The organism is Pseudoalteromonas rubra (assembly GCF_000238295.3).
Lineage (GTDB): Bacteria > Pseudomonadota > Gammaproteobacteria > Enterobacterales > Alteromonadaceae > Pseudoalteromonas > Pseudoalteromonas rubra.
The window spans coordinates 244,929-264,550 of sequence record NZ_AHCD03000036.1 but is presented as its reverse complement, the minus strand read 5'-3'; the positions used below and the strand labels follow the sequence as shown (position 1 = coordinate 264,550).

The following is a 19,622-nucleotide window of genomic DNA, read 5'->3' as shown; positions in this document are numbered from 1 at the left end:
GAGCGCACGGATGCGCGATGGGCGTCGCTACATGGATGTACTTCCACACCGCATTTTCCATCGCCATATTTCAGGCATTAAAAAAGGCCGCCTAAGCGACCTTTTTCACAGTGTTACTGCAATCTGTAGATTATTCTACGATTGTAGCTACAACACCAGCACCAACTGTACGGCCACCTTCACGGATCGCGAAACGTAGACCTTCGTCCATCGCGATTGGAACGATTAGCTCAACAGTCATCTTGATGTTGTCACCAGGCATTACCATTTCTACGCCTTCTGGCAGCTCAACGTTACCAGTTACGTCAGTTGTACGGAAGTAGAACTGTGGACGGTAGCCTTTGAAGAATGGAGTATGACGGCCACCTTCATCTTTAGACAGTACGTATACTTCTGAAGTGAACTTAGTGTGTGGGTTGATTGAACCAGGCTTACAAAGAACCTGACCACGCTCAACTTCATCACGCTTAGTACCACGTAGAAGTGCACCGATGTTCTCACCTGCACGACCTTCGTCAAGCAGCTTACGGAACATTTCAACACCTGTACAAGTTGTCTTCGTAGTTTCTTTGATACCTACGATTTCAACTTCGTCGTTCACGTTGATGATACCAGCTTCAACACGGCCAGTTACAACAGTACCACGACCCTGGATTGAGAATACGTCTTCGATAGGCATGATGAAAGGCTTATCGATGTCACGCTCTGGCTCTGGGATGTAAGAATCTAGTGCTTCTGCAAGCTCAACGATCTTGTCTTCCCACTCTTTCTCGCCTTCTAGCGCTTTAAGAGCTGAACCCTGGATTAGAGGCAGGTCATCACCTGGGAAGTCGTACTCAGAAAGAAGTTCACGAACTTCCATCTCTACTAGCTCTAGTAGCTCTTCGTCGTCAACCATGTCACATTTGTTCATGAATACGATGATGTAAGGTACACCAACCTGACGAGAAAGTAGGATGTGCTCACGTGTTTGAGGCATAGGACCGTCAGTTGCAGCAACTACCAGGATCGCGCCGTCCATCTGAGCAGCACCAGTGATCATGTTTTTAACGTAGTCAGCGTGTCCAGGACAGTCAACGTGCGCGTAGTGGCGAGTTGGAGTGTCATACTCAACGTGTGAAGTTGAGATTGTGATACCACGCTCACGCTCTTCTGGAGCGTTATCGATTGATGCGAAGTCTTTCGCTTCACCACCGTATACTTTTGCAAGTACGTTAGTGATTGCTGCAGTTAGGGTAGTTTTACCGTGGTCAACGTGGCCGATAGTACCAACGTTAACGTGCGGTTTCGAACGTTCAAACTTTTCTTTTGCCATGACGGAACCTATAAGTTTTGTGTATCTAGATTACATATAAAAATAATCCACACGCCACAGCGGCGGCAGACTAGAATTATTCAGTACAATTATAAATGTTTTTATGACAAATCAAAGGAAGTATTTAGGAAGATCCGAAGACTGGTGCTGATAGGCAGATTTGAACTGCCGACCTCACCCTTACCAAGGGTGCGCTCTACCAACTGAGCTATATCAGCACACCAGAAAACTGGAGCGGGCAGCGGGAATCGAACCCGCATCATCAGCTTGGAAGGCTGAGGTAATAGCCATTATACGATGCCCGCTTTAGGAACCTGTTCTTAACTACCTCTAACCGTCAAGAATAAAGTGGTGGAGGGGGCTGGATTCGAACCAGCGAAGGCAGTGCCGTCAGATTTACAGTCTGATCCCTTTGGCCGCTCGGGAACCCCTCCACGTCAAAAAATTCTTGTCTAAAGCGTTGCTATTTAAAAACTTACGTCAGTTGTACGGAAGTAGAACTGTGGACGGTAGCCTTTGAAGAATGGAGTATGACGGCCACCTTCATCTTTAGACAGTACGTATACTTCTGAAGTGAACTTAGTGTGTGGGTTGATTGAACCAGGCTTACAAAGAACCTGACCACGCTCAACTTCATCACGCTTAGTACCACGTAGAAGTGCACCGATGTTCTCACCTGCACGACCTTCGTCAAGCAGCTTACGGAACATTTCAACACCTGTACAAGTTGTCTTCGTAGTTTCTTTGATACCTACGATTTCAACTTCGTCGTTCACGTTGATGATACCAGCTTCAACACGGCCAGTTACAACAGTACCACGACCCTGGATTGAGAATACGTCTTCGATAGGCATGATGAAAGGCTTATCGATGTCACGCTCTGGCTCTGGGATGTAAGAATCTAGTGCTTCTGCAAGCTCAACGATCTTGTCTTCCCACTCTTTCTCGCCTTCTAGCGCTTTAAGAGCTGAACCCTGGATTAGAGGCAGGTCATCACCTGGGAAGTCGTACTCAGAAAGAAGTTCACGAACTTCCATCTCTACTAGCTCTAGTAGCTCTTCGTCGTCAACCATGTCACATTTGTTCATGAATACGATGATGTAAGGTACACCAACCTGACGAGAAAGTAGGATGTGCTCACGTGTTTGAGGCATAGGACCGTCAGTTGCAGCAACTACCAGGATCGCGCCGTCCATCTGAGCAGCACCAGTGATCATGTTTTTAACGTAGTCAGCGTGTCCAGGACAGTCAACGTGCGCGTAGTGGCGAGTTGGAGTGTCATACTCAACGTGTGAAGTTGAGATTGTGATACCACGCTCACGCTCTTCTGGAGCGTTATCGATTGATGCGAAGTCTTTCGCTTCACCACCGTATACTTTTGCAAGTACGTTAGTGATTGCTGCAGTTAGGGTAGTTTTACCGTGGTCAACGTGGCCGATAGTACCAACGTTAACGTGCGGTTTCGAACGTTCAAACTTTTCTTTTGCCATGACGGAACCTATAAGTTTTGTGTATCTAGATTACATATAAAAATAATCCACACGCCACAGCGGCGGCAGACTAGAATTATTCAGTACAATTATAAATGTTTTTATGACAAATCAAAGGAAGTATTTAGGAAGATCCGAAGACTGGTGCTGATAGGCAGATTTGAACTGCCGACCTCACCCTTACCAAGGGTGCGCTCTACCAACTGAGCTATATCAGCACACCAGAAAACTGGAGCGGGCAGCGGGAATCGAACCCGCATCATCAGCTTGGAAGGCTGAGGTAATAGCCATTATACGATGCCCGCTTTAGGAACCTGTTCTTAACTACCTCTAACCGTCAAGAATAAAGTGGTGGAGGGGGCTGGATTCGAACCAGCGAAGGCAGTGCCGTCAGATTTACAGTCTGATCCCTTTGGCCGCTCGGGAACCCCTCCACGTCAAAAAATTCTTGTCTAAAGCGTTGCTATTTAAAAACTGGTGCCGACTATCCGAGTCGAACGGATGACCTACTGATTACAAGTCAGTTGCTCTACCAACTGAGCTAAGTCGGCACTGCTTTAGTACGGGGCGAGATATTAGAGGAATGGCCGGGACTATGCAACACCCAAATCAAAAAAAATCACAGATAATTGTTTAAATGGTCACATTTACAGCAAAAACCTGTATTGCAGGCAAATTATTATGCAAACTGCTGATATTTACGCCAGTACATCAGGCCTTGCAGGACCAAAATATCGTTATATGTACTGGGGCGGGCCAAGTGTTGTTGCATTAATTCGCCGTATCCACCGGCGCATACAATCACCGGATCCTCATTCGACTTGCTCAGGTAAAACTCCAAAGCGCCAAGCGTCGCAACCAAGGCCCCATTTTTTACCGCATTCGGTGTGTTCGTGCCGAGCTCAGGCAGAAATAAGCTGGTATCGTCACTGAATACTTTCTGAGTGTTGGCAACCAAACTACTAAGCATCATATCCAGGCCCGGTAAAATCCAGCCGCCGAGATGTTGCCCTTCACTATTTAGCACATCAATTTTACTGGCGGTTCCGCAATCCAATATCACGCAGCTTTGTTGTGGATAAAGGTGGTAGCAAGCTACCACGGTCAGCCACCTGTCTATACCCAGATTTTCAAATTGCGGATAGGCACACCGCAGTTTACCCAATGTCGCGCTCACCGCGGCATGGTAATGGGGGATCGCCAGTTGCTGCGCACGTGCAATCAATGGCGCCACCAGCTCGCCTTTGCCAACCTGAGCAATCAGCACTTCATCTATTTCTGACCAAGGAATATCCGCCTCATTAACCAAGGCGATCGTCTCACCTGTCAAAGTCGCAGTTTTCAGTGCCGTGTTGCCCACATCAACCAACAGCTTCATGACAGCTCCTTACGCACAGAAATTTCTCCCCCGTAGTAGGTCTTCAGCTCGCCATCCTGACGCAACACCAACCCACCTTGCTGATCAATCCCCTCACAAATGCCCCGCCATTGTTTTTGTCCTGTTGTCAGCGTCACGGCCTGCTGACGATATACGTTTAATGCATTCCACTGCTCGGTCATCACACTCAGTCCGTGGCGCTCATAGATCTCCAAGCGTTTTTGCAGACACAAAGTCAGCACGGCCACCAACTGATTTTTGTTCACCGCGTTTACGTGCTGGTTCAAATCCGTCCAGGCCTGATCGATTTGCCCAGCCGCGCTGTCTGGCATCGCCACATTCAGGCCAATACCAATTACCAGATGACAGGGACCTTCAACCTGACCATCCAACTCGACCAAAATGCCCGCCAGCTTTTGTTCATTCAGATACACATCATTTGGCCACTTCAATTGTACATCCAGATCGAATAACGCTTTGAGCGCATCATTTACCGCCAGCCCGACGGCTATCGACAACCCCATTGCGGCCTGCATGCCCTCTTCCAATTGCCAATAGCAGCTATAGTAGAGGTTCGCACCAAATGGGGACTGCCACTGACGCCCGCGTCTACCACGCCCTGCCTGCTGCATTTCCGCAACCAGCACTTGCCCACGTGGAATTAGCTGATTGGCCTGAATACGGCGCATCAGCTCGCTATTGGTTGAGTCAATAATTGAATGCACTTCTATCTGGCATGGCGTGTCGCTGAGCTGTCCCCAGCTCTGGCGGATCTCGGCTTCCTCTAATAAAGGCAGGCTGTTATTGAGCCGATAACCTTTACCCGTCACCTTGAAGATATCAATGCCCATTTGCTGCAGCGATTTAATATGCTTAGACACCGCCGCGCGGCTGATCCCCAACTGCTCGCCCAGTGCCTGTCCGGAGACAAACTCACCGCTCTTTAGAGCATGTAAAATGGCCAGCTTGTTGCCATCTGGTGCTTTAACCATGGTGTACTTCCTGTATTGTAATTTCACCCTGTGGGCCTATCAGCCTGACTTCATGCTCCAGCACAATGCCAAACTTGTTGAATATTGTCTGTTGAATATGGCTGATCACCGCCCTGAGATCCGTACCTTCGCTATGCCCGTCATTAACCAATACTAATGCCTGACGATCGTAAACCCGAACGCCCCCCTGTTGATAGCCTTTTAACCCGGCGTGTTCAATCAGCCAGCCAGCGGCCAGTTTGCATCGCTTTGCGTCTACCGGATAAAGGGGTAAGTCGGGGTAACTTTGCGTCAGGGCCTGAGCTTGCGTTTTGTCGACCACCGGGTTTTTAAAAAAGCTCCCGGCGTTTGCCAGCACCTGAGGGTCCGGCAATTTACTGCGTCGGGTTGCCATCACTTGTTCCGCGACTACCTGTGGGGTCACCGTCTCGTGGCAGAGTGTTTTTAGCGGGCCATAGCTCAGCACAGGCTGCCACTGCTTGGGCAAATGCAGTGTCACTTCAGTAATAATAAAGCGGTCTTTCAGAGCATGTTTAAACACAGAGTCGCGATAGCCAAGCTCACAAGCCGCTTTATCTACGGTTTGCATGGTTCGGCTGGCAATATCAAAGCCCCGTACCTGATACAGCACATCGGCCAGCTCCACACCATAAGCGCCAATATTCTGGATCGGGGCTGCACCCAGGGTGCCCGGGATTAAGACTAAATTCTCCAGTCCGCCAATCCCTTGTGCCAGCAGATGCATCACCAGTGCATGCCAGGATTCACCGGCTGCTCCGCGCACAACATAATGATTGGCTTGTTCTTCGATAGCCACCCCACGATTGGCCATTTGGATCACTGTGCCCGCATAATCGCTCAGGAACACACTGTTACTGCCCTCACCTAAAATGTAAAACGGCGTACTAAAATCGTGGTCGTAAAGCTGCGCCGGATCCGTTATACGCAGCAAGGAGCTGCATGACGCCGGTAGCGAGAATGTGTGTAATGACTGCAAAGAATGCACACCCGAACCCTGTAACTAATGCAAAATTGCCGCTAGTGTAGCCTATCCTTGGCTCTGGCGCATCAAGGTGTCATTTTGGCACTTAAGTGGTATAACATCGGCTCTACTCACATCATGAGCAAGGATAATAATGAAACTTTCTGCCCTAACCTTTGGTCTTGCTTTAGCAGGCCTGTCACACACCGCGCTGAGTGCTCAGGCGGTGGACGAACACACCTATGCCAACCTCAACGACGTGATCAGTACACACCTTCACCTGGATCTGGATGTCGACTTTGCAGACAAACAGCTGGAAGGTTTTGTGGAACACACGCTGGCATGGCAAAACAAACAAGCCAGAACCCTGGTACTGGATACCCGAGACCTTGAAATTGATAAAGTGATGTATCAGGGCAGCAACGGCAAATGGTACCCAGCGGCTTTCACCCTTGCTCAACGCGATGACGTGAAAGGCGCCAAACTGACTATCCGCTTTAAACAACAAGCAAAAAAAGCGCGCATCTACTATAACAGCTTGCCGCAGGCATCTGGTTTGCAGTGGCTGACACCAGAGCAAACCGCCAGCAAGTCCCATCCGTTTATGTACAGCCAGTCTCAGGCTATCCACGCACGCAGCTGGATCCCCGTCCAGGATACGCCGGCGATGCGCGTTACCTATTCTGCCCGTGTTAACACCCCTGAAGACGTTCGTGCGGTTATGAGTGCCGACAACAGCGGTGCGTTAATCAAAGACGGTGACTATTGGTTTGATATGCCACAAGCCATTCCGCCTTATCTGATAGCAATCGGCGCAGGTAACCTTGAATACAAAGAGATGTCACACCAAACCGCTATCTTCGCCGAGCCACAGATCCTCGATGCATCCGTCGCTGAATTTAATGATACCCAGGCCATGATCGACAAAACCAATGTCATGTATGGGGAATATGCCTGGGGACGCTATGACTTATTGATGCTTCCACCCAGCTTTCCGTTTGGTGGCATGGAAAATCCACGTTTATCCTTTATTACCCCGACCGTCGTCGCAGGTGATAAAAGCCTGGTTAACCTCATCGCCCACGAACTGGCACATTCCTGGTCAGGCAACCTGGTTACTAACGCCACCTGGGAAGACTTATGGCTAAATGAAGGTTTTACCTCTTATGTCGAAAACCGCATTATGGAAGAAGTCTTTGGTCGCGAGCGTGCTGTCATGGAGCAGGCATTGGATTCCGCCCGGTTACGCGCTGTCGTTAAAGAATTATCGGCACCTGACACCCGTCTAAACCTGCGCCTCAATGGTCGCGATCCGGACGACGCATTCAGCTCTATTCCGTACACCAAAGGGCAGCTGTTCCTTATCTATTTGGAAGAAAAGTTTGGCCGTAAAGTGTTTGATGCCTTTGTGAAAGGGTATTTTGATGCCTATGCGTTCAAATCGCTGACCACAGCCGAGTTTGTTCAATACATAGAGAAACACCTCATCAACAAACACCCTGGCATTGTCAGCATGGATAAGGTCAATGAGTGGATCCACGCGCCAGGCCTACCTGCAGATGCACCTAACCCCACTTCTGATGCGTTTGACAAAGTCGATGCTTCTACTAAAGCCTGGTTAGCGGGTAACAGTACATTAGACAGCATACCCACCGCGAGCTGGACAGTGCATGAGTGGTTGCACTTTATCAATAATCTGCCACGCGATCTGGCCGAAGATAAAATGGTCGCGCTAGACCAGGCGTTTGGGTTAACTGACTCTACCAACGCAGAATTGGCGTTTGCCTGGTTCATGTTGGCAGTTGGCAACGGCTATGAGGCCATCTATCCGGCGCTCGACAAACACCTCAGCGGTATTGGCCGTCGCAAGTTGATTGTTCGCCTGTACAAATCACTCGTTGCCAATGGTAAACGTGACTGGGCCTATCAGGTGTATCAGAAAGCCCGCCCGGGTTACCACCCATTAGCCCAGGGCACCATTGACGCTATCTTTGCGAACTAGTTAGTATCGCAACCAGTAAAAGTGCAGCCTCATCGGGGCTGCACTTTTTCTAAAAACGCCGCACGCTGCGCCGGGCTGGCTTGTTGCCACCAAAAGTCCAGCATTGCTGCGGCATCAGGCTTTCCAGCCTGAGGTGCCACAGGCGGCTCTACCGGCAAAGAGTCTGAAAATTGCGGCTTCACTGGTACCGCCTCTGGCATAGGTTCGGTGGCTGGTACGGCCCGCACCTGCAGTTGATGTGCAAGCACCTTTATCGGTGTGCGTGTGCCATCAGGGGCCTTCAGCCAGAGTCTGGGCTGCTTTGCAAATTGCTTAGCCGCTTTTAGTGTGTCGGCCCGATCAAACCCAACCTGATAACCGCCCTGATCCGTAACCTCAACACTCACCCAAAATGGCTTTGATTCAATCACTTCATGATCGTCATACCCAATCTCGTACAAGTCCGTATACTTGATTTTCACCTGGTGCGTGCCCGCGGCGAGCGTCAGATCCCGTACTTTATTAAAAAAGGAATGCTCAATCTCCTGTTGCCCCACCTGTAGCGGTAACAACTCTTCCGGAAAAGATAATTGCGCAGCCACTGCTCGACCACTCAGCAGACTGAGTAACAGAAAGTAAAAAATGCGTTTTTTCTTCATAATTCCTCTTTATTTTGTTGTTAATGTGACTGACACTTAGCTTTGAACCCAAAATAGCAACAGAGAATTCAAGCGCGCAGTTGAGACCTACATACCCGCTCCACTGGTATGGGTATTCGGTTTTCAGGTGACCAAACTCTGAACAACACTTTTCGCTTGTATCTTACTCTTTGCACGCTATGCTGATCAGCTAAACTATCGTATACAAGGAAAAATAATGAGCCAAGAAACAATTTTTACCAAGATAATTAATCGGGAAATTCCCGCCGATATCCTGTTTGAAGATGATCTGGCCCTGGCATTTAAGGACATTAACCCACAAGCGCCCTTTCATGTACTGGTGATACCTAAAACCCCCATCGCCACCATGAATGACATTAATGAAGAAAATGCACACCTGGTTGGGCACTTATATCTGGTAGCAGCTAAACTTGCTAAAGAGCATGGTTTTGCAGAAAACGGATATCGCGCAGTCATGAATTGCAACAACGATGGCGGTCAGACCGTTTACCACATTCATTTACACGTGCTTGCCGGGAAAGAAATGGGCTGGCCCCCATACCAGGATAAGAAAAAAGTACTAGGCTAAATTATTCTTTGTTAATGAATGTAATTTACTAACATATTAGCAATTAAAAAATTAAAATTATAAATTTCATAGCCTTAGTTATTTCACTAAGGCTTTAATTCGACAACAAGATCAGAAATGCCACAATATATAGCAGAACAATCTATTTATTGATGATATTTCTAATACAAAAGGCCTGAATCACGTGATAGCATTGCGTAATCAGACAGAATGAGAGTGTTTTCCACATGAGCAGTACTGCATTTTTATTGCTAGACAAAGAGCCTATTAACACCATAGGCGTCAATGTATTACAACCATTGCTGAAAACTCAGGGGTTGGACGTAATCACTGGGACCGATATTTCAGATGTACCAGAGAACACTCGTTTGCTCTTCATCGAAACAGCCGTCAACGACGCCTGGGGTCAGTTGAAAGAACAGCTGGTCAACCTGAAAGTCAGTTGTGACATTGTCCTGTTTAACTTGGATGAGAACCCTGAGCTGGCCAATCGCGCATTGCTCAGCGGTATCCGTGGTGTCTTCTACACCACAGATAATGCGGATGTCCTGATGAAAGGTATCCGCCTGCTGATGGAAGATCAGCTCTGGTATCGTCGCGAAATTATGTGTAATGCATTAAACCGTATGTTGCAGTTTAATAAAGATGCGCTACACAAACTGACCGAAGGGGATATTGAGCCGGTTAAACTCACGAAACGTGAAAAAGCCATTATTACCCTGATGAGTAAAGGGTCAAAGAACAAAGAGATTGCCGAAGATCTGAACATCAGCCCACATACGGTGAAGACGCACTTGTATAGTGCATTCAGAAAAACGAAATGCCGGAATCGAATTGAATTATTGTCCTGGGCGCAACAAAATATCCCGGACGAGATCCGCTAACCGCCTTCTCTACTGTAACAGTGCCGGGGTTAACCCCGGCACTGTCTACTGCTTTACTGATATCTCACTTCCTTTTATGCTAGCAAAGTCGATTGATTGCTAGGGCACACCATGCTGGATCCCAAAACTCTGTATGTCACCAGCGTCGTCATGACGGCGATGATGACCCTTCTAAATTATCTAACATGGCGGGCCAATAAAGACACCCCCGGCACTGTGTTATACATTTTTTACCCTATGGTATTGTTTGCCGGCATTATCGGCTTTGCACTGCACAGCCACTTCCAGCAGTGGCAGACCATAGGCATTGCAAACGGCTTGTTATTTGCGGCATCCGTGCTGCATTGCTGGGCGATCAGCCAATTTCTCGGGGTCCGTGACAAAGCCTTTCAGTTTTATCTGATAGTCACAGGAGTGTTATTTTGTGCCCTGGTGTATTTCAGTGCTGTAGCGCCGGGCCTCAGACAACGAATTCTCATCTCCGATCTTCAGCATATCGCCGAGGCCCTGCTGTTGCTGTACTATTTTATCCGCTATGCCCACCCTCTGTACCCCAATGGCAGTATTGTTTACCTCATCGTGCTGAGCTTTATTTTATGTGTGTTTACCGGTCGCACCTTACTTATGGGAGAGATCCACCATGGCAACCTGCTGGACAGTCCCTGGTTCACCATTACACTCTTTTTCAACGGCGTATTGGCACCCATTTTTTATGCCACAGGTATGGCCATTTTATGTAATGAGCGACGTGAACATAACCTCAACCGGTTGACCGAAAAAGCACAGCAAGACCTTGAGATCCGCGGCCTGTTTTTGTCCACCGTCAGCCATGAGATCCGTACCCCACTTAACGGCATACTGGGCAGTGCGCAACTTGTACTGAACCGCATTGGGGATCAGGCCAGCAAAGCCTATTGCGAAGCCATTATTAACTCCGCTGAATCACTCAACCTGCTGATCGATAAAGTGCTCGACTATGCCAGTCTGGAGCAAAGTGATGAAGTGCTGGCCGCCGAGGACATTGAATTCAAAAGCTGGCTTAATAACCTGTGCCTGCTGATGACACCCATGGCAGAGCAACGCGGGCTGACCTTTACCCTGGTGTATGACATGCCGGAGCAGGTTTGCTACTACTGCGACCAGCAAAAGCTGCGTCAGATCCTGCTGAACCTGGTTGGCAACGCCATTAAATTTACCGATCAAGGCGAAGTAAAGGTCTGTGTCGAACTGATCAAAGAAGGCAATATGGAACACCGGGTACGTTTCAGTGTGATAGACACCGGCCCAGGCATTGAAGAAGAGGACATCGAAAAACTGACCGAACCCTATGTCCAGAGCAGCGCCGGCAAAACCAAAGGCGGCACCGGGCTTGGATTAGCGATCACAGCACGCCTGCTGGATAAAATGGGCAGTCAGCTCGAGATCATCAGTGAACTGGATAAAGGCAGCTCTTTCAGCTTTGATCTCACCTTAACGGTCGGCGAGCTCAGTCTGGTTGAAAAGCGCCATCACAATGTCGACTATGCGACCGGCCTGGATGTTCTCTTGGTGGAAGATCTCGACCTGAACCGCAAAATAGCCATCGAATTTATGGCCATTGATGAGCACCGAATTAAGCTGGCCAACGATGGCCAAAGTGCCATAGAACAACTTACGGAGCATGCCTTTGATGTTGTTCTGCTGGATATGAACTTGCCAGACTTAACGGGTCAGGAGGTGCTCAAACGACTGAAGAACATTGAGCATAAAAATCGCCGTACCCCATTTTTAGCCTTTACCGCCAGCCTGAGCCCCGAGGAGGTTAAAGAGTACCTGGCACTGGGGATCCGTGATGTTGTGGGCAAGCCGATTAAACAAGATAAACTACGTCAGGCCATTAGCAACTCACAAAAGGCGCAAACCCCTGATATCAGCGTCGAGCTCAGCGACACCCTGTACGACGAGAGTGCAGTGGGATCCCTAAGCGGCTTTAGTGAAGACGAAGTGTCTTCCATTTACAATGAATTTGTTTTGTCCGCCCGCACGAAACTGCGCCACATTCAGCAATTGCTGGATGAGGACGATCAACAGTGCATCAAACTCCTGCATCGTCAGGCCAGCACAGCGCTACAACTGGGTTTCAATCGCTATGGTCTGACACTCAAGAAAATTGAACGCAGACTGCTGGATAAAAAACGCTGTGACGAGGAACTGGCCGATGCCATGGTCTTGTGGCAGCAGAGTCTGGAAGCCTATTTACAGTACGTACGGCACCAAACACTCAGCTGAGGTGAAGCGCCGAAAGCCAAACGCACAAAGCGGTACTTTTATCGCCGCAATGTCGACTTTATTGGAAAATTTAGTCATCCTAACTGACACAGGGCAGCTAACTGCCCAGATAACAAGAAATCTGAAGGAAATTTTTAAATGACACTACATAAATCATCGCTGGCCATTGCCATCGGTGCGGCCATGATTGGCCTTAGTACGCCGAGCGTGGCGGCCACCACAGATCAGGCACAAGCGGCGAGCAGCAAAGAGTGGAATGTACTGAATCCACCGGGTGACAAGCAAACCATTACCATAGACACCAATGAAACCACCTGGAGTAACCTGGACGTCAGCCCCGATGGTCAATCTATCATTTTCGATATGCTGGGTGACATTTATGTCATGCCTATCAATGGCGGTAAAGCAACGGCCATTACCAGCGACAGAGCCTGGAACTTCCAGCCTAAGTTTTCTCCGGACGGCAGCAAAATCGCCTTTATCTCAGACCGCGAAGGCGCTGAAAACCTGTGGGTGATGGACGTCAACGGCGACAACATGCGTAAAGTCTCTGATGAGTCTCACAACCTGCTGCATAACCCGGCCTGGTCGCCTGACGGTCAGTACATTGCGGTCAAACAAGGCCAGGTAACCGGTCGTACGATCCCGGGCGGCTCGATCCGCATGTACCACATTTCAGGCGGTAAAGGCGTTGTCGTACGAGATCGTTTGCATGGCGCAAAATCACAGAAGAATATCGCCGAGCCCGCTTTCTCAACCGATGGTAAAAAGCTCTATTACTCCCTTGATGCCACACCTGGCGTAACCTGGCAATATAACAAAAATGCTCTGGGCTCCGTGTTCGAGATCCGCTCCTGGGATCTGGCCACCGGTGAAGAAGAAACCGTGATCCGTGGTTCCGGCGGTGCAATTCGCCCAACACCAAGCCCGGATGGTAAATCTCTGGCGTTCGTGAAACGTATTGAGAATGGCGAGGTGATGCAAAGTGCCTTGTATATCAAAGACCTGAAATCAGGTATAGAAACAGAGATCTTCTCAGGGCTGGATCGTGACCTGCAAGAAGCCAATGGTGCTCAGGGCAATACTCCGGCATTCGCTTACACGCCAGATGGCAAAGCACTGGTTTTCTGGGCTGGCGGCGTCTTCCATAAAGTGGATATTGCAAGCAAACAAGCCAAGGTGATCCCAACCCGAGTGGTTGCTGAAAAAGAGATTACCCCGGCACTGAAATTTGCCGTTGATGTGGCACCGGATGCATTCAAGGTTAAGCTGGCACGTTGGTCACAAATTTCACCAGACGGTAAAACCGCGCTGTTCCAGGCGCTGGGCCACCTGTACACCAAAGACATCGCTTCTGGTAAGGTACGTCGCGTTACCAAACAGAACGATCATTTTGAATTCTACCCAAGCTTCTCACGCGATGGTAAGTACATTGTATACACCAGCTGGGACGATCAGGACTTAGGCGCCGTACGCATTGTATCAGCCAGTGGGGGTAAAGGCCGGGTGATCACTCAGGATCCAGGCCACTACATCAACCCAAGTTTCTCGCCAGATGGTAAACACGTATTGTATCGCAAAGTAACCGGGGGCTACCTGCTCAGTGGTGACTGGTCGATGGAACCAGGTATTTACCTGACCAGCGCCAAAGGTGGCGAAGCCAAACGCATCATTAAGCGTGGTGATAACCCACACTTCGGTGCGGAAAAAGACCGCATCTATTTCAGCGTGATGAGCGATGAAACCCATCGCGAACTGAAATCAGTCGACCTCAGTGGTGAAAAAGAACGTTCACACTTCAAAGGCGACTACATTTTTGATTATCGTGTCTCTCCGGACGGCAACTATGTTGCTTTCATCGAGAACTTCAACACCTTCGTTGCGCCCTTTACCAGCACAGGTAAAACCTTGTCTATCAACAAGGGCACTAAATCGTTCCCGGTACAACAGGTCTCTAAATACTCTGGTGACTTCCTGAACTGGAAGGCGGACAGCAGCGCACTGACCTGGGCCTTTGGTCCGACTTTATATCAGCGTAAGCTGACCGACACCTTTGCGTTTTTGAAAGGGGCTGTAGCCGAGGCTGCACCTTTAACTGCCGAAGGCATCGACCTGAGCTTTGAGAAAAAGGCCGACAAGCCTGAAGGCATCCTGGCCCTGGTTGGCGGTAAAGTCGTCACGATGCGCAACGCGGATGAACAACAAGAGATCATCGAAGACGGGGTGGTGCTGATTGAAGAAAATCGCATTATCGCAGTGGGTACCCGTGCCGACATCCAGATCCCAAGCAAAGCCAAAGTGATGGACATCACGGGCAAAACGGTGATCCCGGGTCTGGTCGATGCACACGCTCACGGCAGCTATGGCAGCTACAATCTGCAACCTGAACAAAACTGGAACCAGTTGTCTAATGTCAGCTTTGGTGTGACGACCATTCACGATCCATCGAATGACTCTAACGAAGTCTTCTCTATGGCTGAATTACAACGTGCCGGCCTGACCGTGGCACCACGTATTTACTCTGTAGGCCGGATCCTCTATGCCGGTAATGCGCCGGGCTATAAAACCCCTATCAGCAATCTCGAAGACGCTCAGTTCCACGTTAAACGTCTGAAAGACGCCGGTGCAATTACGGTTAAGAGCTACAACCATCCGCGTCGTGATACCCGCCAGCAAGTGCTGGAAGCTGCAAAGCAGATGGAAATCATGGTGGTGCCAGAAGGCGGTTCTAAATTCCAGCAGAACATGAATATGATCATTGATGGACACACTGGCCTGGAACACGCCCTGCCAATCCCGAACATTTATTCAGATGTCACTCAGATGTGGAGTCAGACTGAAGCGGGCTTTACACCGACCTTTAACGTTGCCTACGGCGGTATCAAAGGGGAAGACTATTTCTATGACACCACAGATGTGTGGAAGAATGAGCGCCTGGCGAGCTTTGTTCCGGACTACATCCTAAATCCACGCTCTGTACGTCGTGAAAAAGCGCCTGAGCACCACTACAACCACATCAATGCCGCGAAATCTGCCAAACAATTGCGCGACAAAGGCGTAACCGTGCACATTGGCGCACACGGCCAGCGTGAAGGTCTGGGTGCGCACTGGGAGCTGTGGTCTATGGCACAAGGTGGCTTCACACCTTGGGAAGCGCTACGCAGCGGTACCATCGACGGTGCGAAATACCTGGCAATGGACCATGATATCGGCACCATTGAAAAAGGTAAGCTTGCCGACTTAGTGATCATCGACGGTGACGTTCTGAATGACATTCGTGAATCAGAAAAAGTTGCCTACACAGTACTGAATGGTCGTATCTATGATGCCGCGACCATGAATGAAACCGGCAACTATAATGTGCAGCGCCAGCCGCTGTTCTTCGAAAATGGCACCAAGACGCCAATGCATCCGGCGACGGAAGCCTATATGGAAGAGAAAGCACATAAATATCACTGGAAACACTAATATCTGGTCATTTCATTCATAAAGCAGCCGAAAGGCTGCTTTTTTTTCACTAAATGTCTAATTTGAGCATTTATCTTCTGGCAACAAGGCCTTACATACGCCTATTTGTCCCGATCCGGTTGCTGGATATTGTCGAGAACTGTTCTAAACTGTGTCACTGAATAGGATACTCTGTCGTCAGGCTCATGCTATGATGACTGCTTAACGAGGCCATCACCCTAAGTTTTTTCGATCAGCCTCACGGGTATATCAGCGAATACAAGGAGCAGGGAGCATGTCTGATCTCAGCCACTTTTTTAAGTCACTTAACCTGACACAAAAATTGATCTCGGCCTTTCTACTGGTCGCCCTGATCCCCACCGTCATCATTATCGCCATGGCGCTGATACAATCATCCGATGCAATGAGCCGGCAAGTCTATGCCCAGCTGGGTGCAGTAGGCGAAATTAAAGAAAGCGCCATTGAGCGCCATTTCAATGGCGTTGAGGACAAACTGGTATCGCTGGCTGTCAATCCTTATGTCCAACAGGCGGCTACAGATTTTATGCGCGCCTATGGCGAAGTTGAGGATGCGGTTGCCACCCCCACCAGCCTGACACGCTTTTACCGTGAGCAGTTTGCGCCCCAATTTAAATCACTCAACGAGCAAGCGGCGCCCCCCGCAATATTGCTCTCGGAGTTATCTCCTCAGGGGATCACGCTTCAGACTCGCTACCTGGCCGAGAACCCTCACCCTCTGGGCGAAAAAGTCAACCTGACCAGCAGCGGTGTTGATGATGCGTATGATGAAATACATAGCCAATACCACGCATTTTTCACAAAAATTGCCGATGTTTACGAGTTCTACGATATTTTTATCGTCGATAACCTAAATGGCAATGTGATCTATTCGGTTTACAAAGAGAGCGATTTTGCCACTTCATTACTGTACGGCCCTTATGCACAAAGTAATCTTGCCAAGGCATTTCTGGCAGCCCGCGAGCTCACCAAAGAAGGAGAAATGGCCTTTGTTGATTACGAGCAATACCTGCCTTCTTACAATGCCCCGGCCAGTTTTGTTGCCGCACCTTTGGTCATCGACGGTCAGGTATCTGCCACACTGATCTTTCAACTCTCCATTGACGCCCTGAATGCCATCATGACTGAACGTCAGGGATTGGGTGAGAGCGGCGAGACCTACCTGGTTGGCCCGGAAGGCCTGATGCGCTCAGATTCTTATCTGGATCCGGTTCATCACTCCGTAACTGCCTCATTCCGCCACCCTGAAAAAGGCACAGTGAATACCGAGGCATTTCAGCTGGCCATGCAGGGACAGCAAGGGCAAAAAGTGGTGCTGGACTACAATGGCAATCCTGTGTTGTCAGCATACACATCTGTAGACGTATTTAATGTACGCTGGGCATTGCTGGCTGAAATTGATGAGGCCGAAGCCTTCGCCCCCATTAATACTTTGCGTACTCAGCTGCTTATCGTGCTGGCGGCCTGTGTGATGATGATCATTCTGGCCGCATTCTGGTTTGCCCGAACCCTGACCCGTCCGGTTCATGCGCTGGTCAATACCATGCGTCAGGTAGAACAAGAAGGCGACTTTGCATTACGTACCAAGATTGACATCAATGATGAAATTGGCCGCTGCGGACAAGCATTCAACTCACTACTGGACGCACTGCAATTGTCTATTTCGGAAACAAACCGAGTCATGGACCGCATGGCAGCCGGTCGCTTTGATGACCGGATCAGTGCCCCCTGTAAAGGTGAACTGGATACCCTTAAACGCGCCACCAATGATTGTGCCCAGAGCTTGCAAAGTGCACTGAGCGACATCGGCCAGGTGATCCACGCCATGTCGGAAGGTCAGTTTGATAAACAGTTGCAGTCAGACATGTGTGGCGACCTGGCAACCCTGAAGCAGCACATCAACAGCTCAATGCATTCAATCAACACCACCATGACAGAAATTGTCACCGTGATGTCGGACATGGAGCAAGGCCACTTTAGGGGGCAAGTACAGGTAGAAGCACAAGGTAGCCTGCAGCAGCTCAAAGTCAGCGTCAACAATTCCGTAAGCAGTGTCGCCAGCGCCATAGATGGACTGGCAGCGATGATGAGTGCATTGCGCCAGGGCGATTTTAGTAAGCGTCTCGAATTGCCACTGCGTGGTCAATTGGAAGAGCTCAAAGAAGACACAAATTCCAGTGTCGAAAACCTTGCCGCCATTATCGAAGACATTGGCCATACCATGGCTGCGGTCAGCGAAGGAGACTTTAAACAGGAAGTATCAACACCAGCTCAGGGGCAGCTTGGCGACTTGAAAGAACACATTAATGTGTCGATCAGCAGTGTTGACGAAGCCATCAGTGAGATTTCATCTGTGATGATGGCAATCAGCCGTGGCCGCTTTGATCGCACCATCAACTCTCCCATGCGGGGCCAGCTGGACACCCTCAAAGGCGATATCAACCACTCGGTCAATAACCTCAGCCGTGTTATTGAAGAGCTGGCAAGCGTGATGTCAGCCATGAGTCAGGGTGATTTTACTATCCAGATAGAATCCGACCTGCAAGGTCAGTTACTGCAACTTAAAGAGGACGTGAATACCTCAACAACCACAGTCTCTGATGCCATCAATGAAGTCACCCGGGTACTCGGGGCACTGGCTAAAGGACAGTTAAATGAGCAGATCAACGGTCACTATGAAGGTGTGTTTGAGACCCTGCAGCGTGACGTGAATGCCACCATTGCCAAGTTGACTGAAGTAATTGAAGGGATCCAGTATGCGGCCGGCCAGGTCACACAAAGTGCTGGCGAGATTGCCGCCAGTAACACCGAGATCAGCCAGCGCACCGAGGAACAAGCTGCCAACCTGGAAGAGGCCAGCGCAAGCACAGGCCATATGCTGGAAGAACTGACTCAGGTTGCACAACAATCCGGTACGGCCGTGGAATTGGCCAGCAATGCGGAGACCATCGCTAAAGAAGGAGGCTCTTTATCGCAGGACACGGTTGATGCTATAGGAGAAGTAAACCGAGCCAGCAAAGACATCAATGAAATCGTATCGGTGATCGATGCACTGGCATTCCAGACCAACTTGCTGGCCCTTAATGCTGCGGTGGAGGCAGCCCGCGCCGGCGAAAATGGCCGGGGTTTTGCCGTGGTTGCCAATGAAGTGCGTGAGCTGGCGGGTCGCAGTGCCGCGTCTGCAAAGCAAATTAAAGAGATCATCGCTAACAGCAACGAAAAAGTGGAACAAGGCACTCAGCTGGCTAATAATTCAGGCGATAAGCTGCACCAGATAGTGCAGGCTGTTGCCGATGTCAGTCAGAATATAGTGAAAATCAATCAGTCGACAACCACGCAGCAACAGTCAATCAAAGAAGTAGACATTGTGGTGCAGCGCCTGACCGATTTGATTCAGGAAAACTCAGCCATTACGGAAGAAACCATGGCTGCAGCCAGACAAATGGCAGATCAGGCGAATGCAATGCGTGAGTTGCTTGGCTATTTTTCGATTGCCTCGCAACAGCAAACAGCGCTGGCTCCCCCTGAGCAGGAGCTGCTCATTCACAGCTACAACGCGTCTTAGGCTGTTTCGGCAGGCATACCAGCTTTAACTTGG

The 19,622-nt window shown here is 49.5% G+C and carries 11 protein-coding genes, 7 tRNA genes and 1 pseudogene; 6 read left to right on the top strand and 13 right to left on the bottom strand.

Going from position 1 to position 19,622, the window contains the following annotated elements:
* Nucleotides 1-130: 130 nt before the first annotated feature.
* The 12 genes and pseudogenes from tuf (PRUB_RS18030) to murB all read right to left on the bottom strand — a co-directional run bounded on the left by tuf (PRUB_RS18030) (nt 131) and on the right by murB (nt 6,181).
* Nucleotides 131-1,315 carry an elongation factor Tu gene (tuf, locus tag PRUB_RS18030; RefSeq protein ID WP_010387468.1) on the bottom strand — a complete coding sequence of 395 codons (1,185 nt, stop codon included), beginning with the start codon at nt 1,313-1,315 and terminating at the stop codon, nt 131-133.
* Nucleotides 1,316-1,457: 142 nt separating this feature from the next.
* A tRNA-Thr gene (locus PRUB_RS18025) sits at nt 1,458-1,533 on the bottom strand.
* 12 nt (nt 1,534-1,545) lie between these two features.
* Nucleotides 1,546-1,620: transfer RNA gene (locus tag PRUB_RS18020), tRNA-Gly, on the bottom strand.
* A 44-nt stretch (nt 1,621-1,664) separates the two neighbouring features.
* Nucleotides 1,665-1,749, bottom strand: a tRNA-Tyr gene (locus tag PRUB_RS18015).
* 39 nt (nt 1,750-1,788) lie between these two features.
* Nucleotides 1,789-2,805 (bottom strand): annotated as a pseudogene (gene tuf / locus PRUB_RS18010) (elongation factor Tu); the annotation flags it as partial.
* 142 nt (nt 2,806-2,947) lie between these two features.
* A tRNA-Thr gene (locus PRUB_RS18005) sits at nt 2,948-3,023 on the bottom strand.
* Between the two features lie 12 nt (nt 3,024-3,035).
* Nucleotides 3,036-3,110: transfer RNA gene (locus PRUB_RS18000), tRNA-Gly, on the bottom strand.
* A gap of 44 nt (nt 3,111-3,154) precedes the next feature.
* A tRNA-Tyr gene (locus tag PRUB_RS17995) sits at nt 3,155-3,239 on the bottom strand.
* A 41-nt stretch (nt 3,240-3,280) separates the two neighbouring features.
* Nucleotides 3,281-3,356, bottom strand: a tRNA-Thr gene (locus tag PRUB_RS17990).
* 128 nt (nt 3,357-3,484) lie between these two features.
* Nucleotides 3,485-4,183: a type III pantothenate kinase gene (locus tag PRUB_RS17985; protein WP_010385037.1), complete on the bottom strand. Its 699-nt coding sequence runs from the start codon at nt 4,181-4,183 to the stop codon at nt 3,485-3,487.
* Complete coding sequence (birA, locus tag PRUB_RS17980; RefSeq protein WP_010385036.1) at nt 4,180-5,175, bottom strand: bifunctional biotin--[acetyl-CoA-carboxylase] ligase/biotin operon repressor BirA; 996 nt, start codon at nt 5,173-5,175, stop codon at nt 4,180-4,182. The genes PRUB_RS17985 and birA overlap by 4 nt, the downstream gene beginning before the upstream one ends.
* On the bottom strand, nt 5,168-6,181 hold the full coding sequence (gene murB / locus PRUB_RS17975; protein WP_040644735.1) for a UDP-N-acetylmuramate dehydrogenase: 1,014 nt from the start codon (nt 6,179-6,181) through the stop codon (nt 5,168-5,170). The genes birA and murB overlap by 8 nt, the downstream gene beginning before the upstream one ends.
* Before the next feature lie 130 nt (nt 6,182-6,311).
* Here murB and PRUB_RS17970 point away from each other — a divergent pair, with 130 nt between their 5' ends.
* Nucleotides 6,312-8,159, top strand: coding sequence for a M1 family metallopeptidase (locus PRUB_RS17970; RefSeq protein ID WP_010385034.1), 1,848 nt, complete (start codon nt 6,312-6,314; stop codon nt 8,157-8,159).
* Nucleotides 8,160-8,188: 29 nt separating this feature from the next.
* On the opposite strand, the gene PRUB_RS17965 is transcribed toward PRUB_RS17970, so the two are convergent.
* On the bottom strand, nt 8,189-8,797 hold the full coding sequence (locus tag PRUB_RS17965; RefSeq protein ID WP_010385033.1) for a DUF2057 domain-containing protein: 609 nt from the start codon (nt 8,795-8,797) through the stop codon (nt 8,189-8,191).
* A gap of 217 nt (nt 8,798-9,014) precedes the next feature.
* Here PRUB_RS17965 and PRUB_RS17960 point away from each other — a divergent pair, with 217 nt between their 5' ends.
* From PRUB_RS17960 to PRUB_RS17940, 5 genes are all read left to right on the top strand, one after another.
* Nucleotides 9,015-9,386 (top strand): histidine triad nucleotide-binding protein, encoded by a 372-nt coding sequence (locus tag PRUB_RS17960; protein ID WP_010385032.1) that lies wholly within the window; start codon nt 9,015-9,017, stop codon nt 9,384-9,386.
* Nucleotides 9,387-9,613: 227 nt separating this feature from the next.
* The gene (locus tag PRUB_RS17955) at nt 9,614-10,270 is read left to right on the top strand and encodes a helix-turn-helix transcriptional regulator (protein WP_010385031.1); all 657 of its coding nucleotides are present in this window, start codon (nt 9,614-9,616) and stop codon (nt 10,268-10,270) included.
* A gap of 111 nt (nt 10,271-10,381) precedes the next feature.
* Nucleotides 10,382-12,538, top strand: coding sequence for an ATP-binding protein (locus tag PRUB_RS17950; protein WP_010385030.1), 2,157 nt, complete (start codon nt 10,382-10,384; stop codon nt 12,536-12,538).
* A gap of 138 nt (nt 12,539-12,676) precedes the next feature.
* Complete coding sequence (locus PRUB_RS17945) at nt 12,677-16,006, top strand: amidohydrolase family protein (protein WP_010385029.1); 3,330 nt, start codon at nt 12,677-12,679, stop codon at nt 16,004-16,006.
* Between the two features lie 274 nt (nt 16,007-16,280).
* The gene (locus PRUB_RS17940; protein ID WP_010385028.1) at nt 16,281-19,589 is read left to right on the top strand and encodes a methyl-accepting chemotaxis protein; all 3,309 of its coding nucleotides are present in this window, start codon (nt 16,281-16,283) and stop codon (nt 19,587-19,589) included.
* The last annotated feature ends 33 nt before the right edge of the window (nt 19,590-19,622 follow it).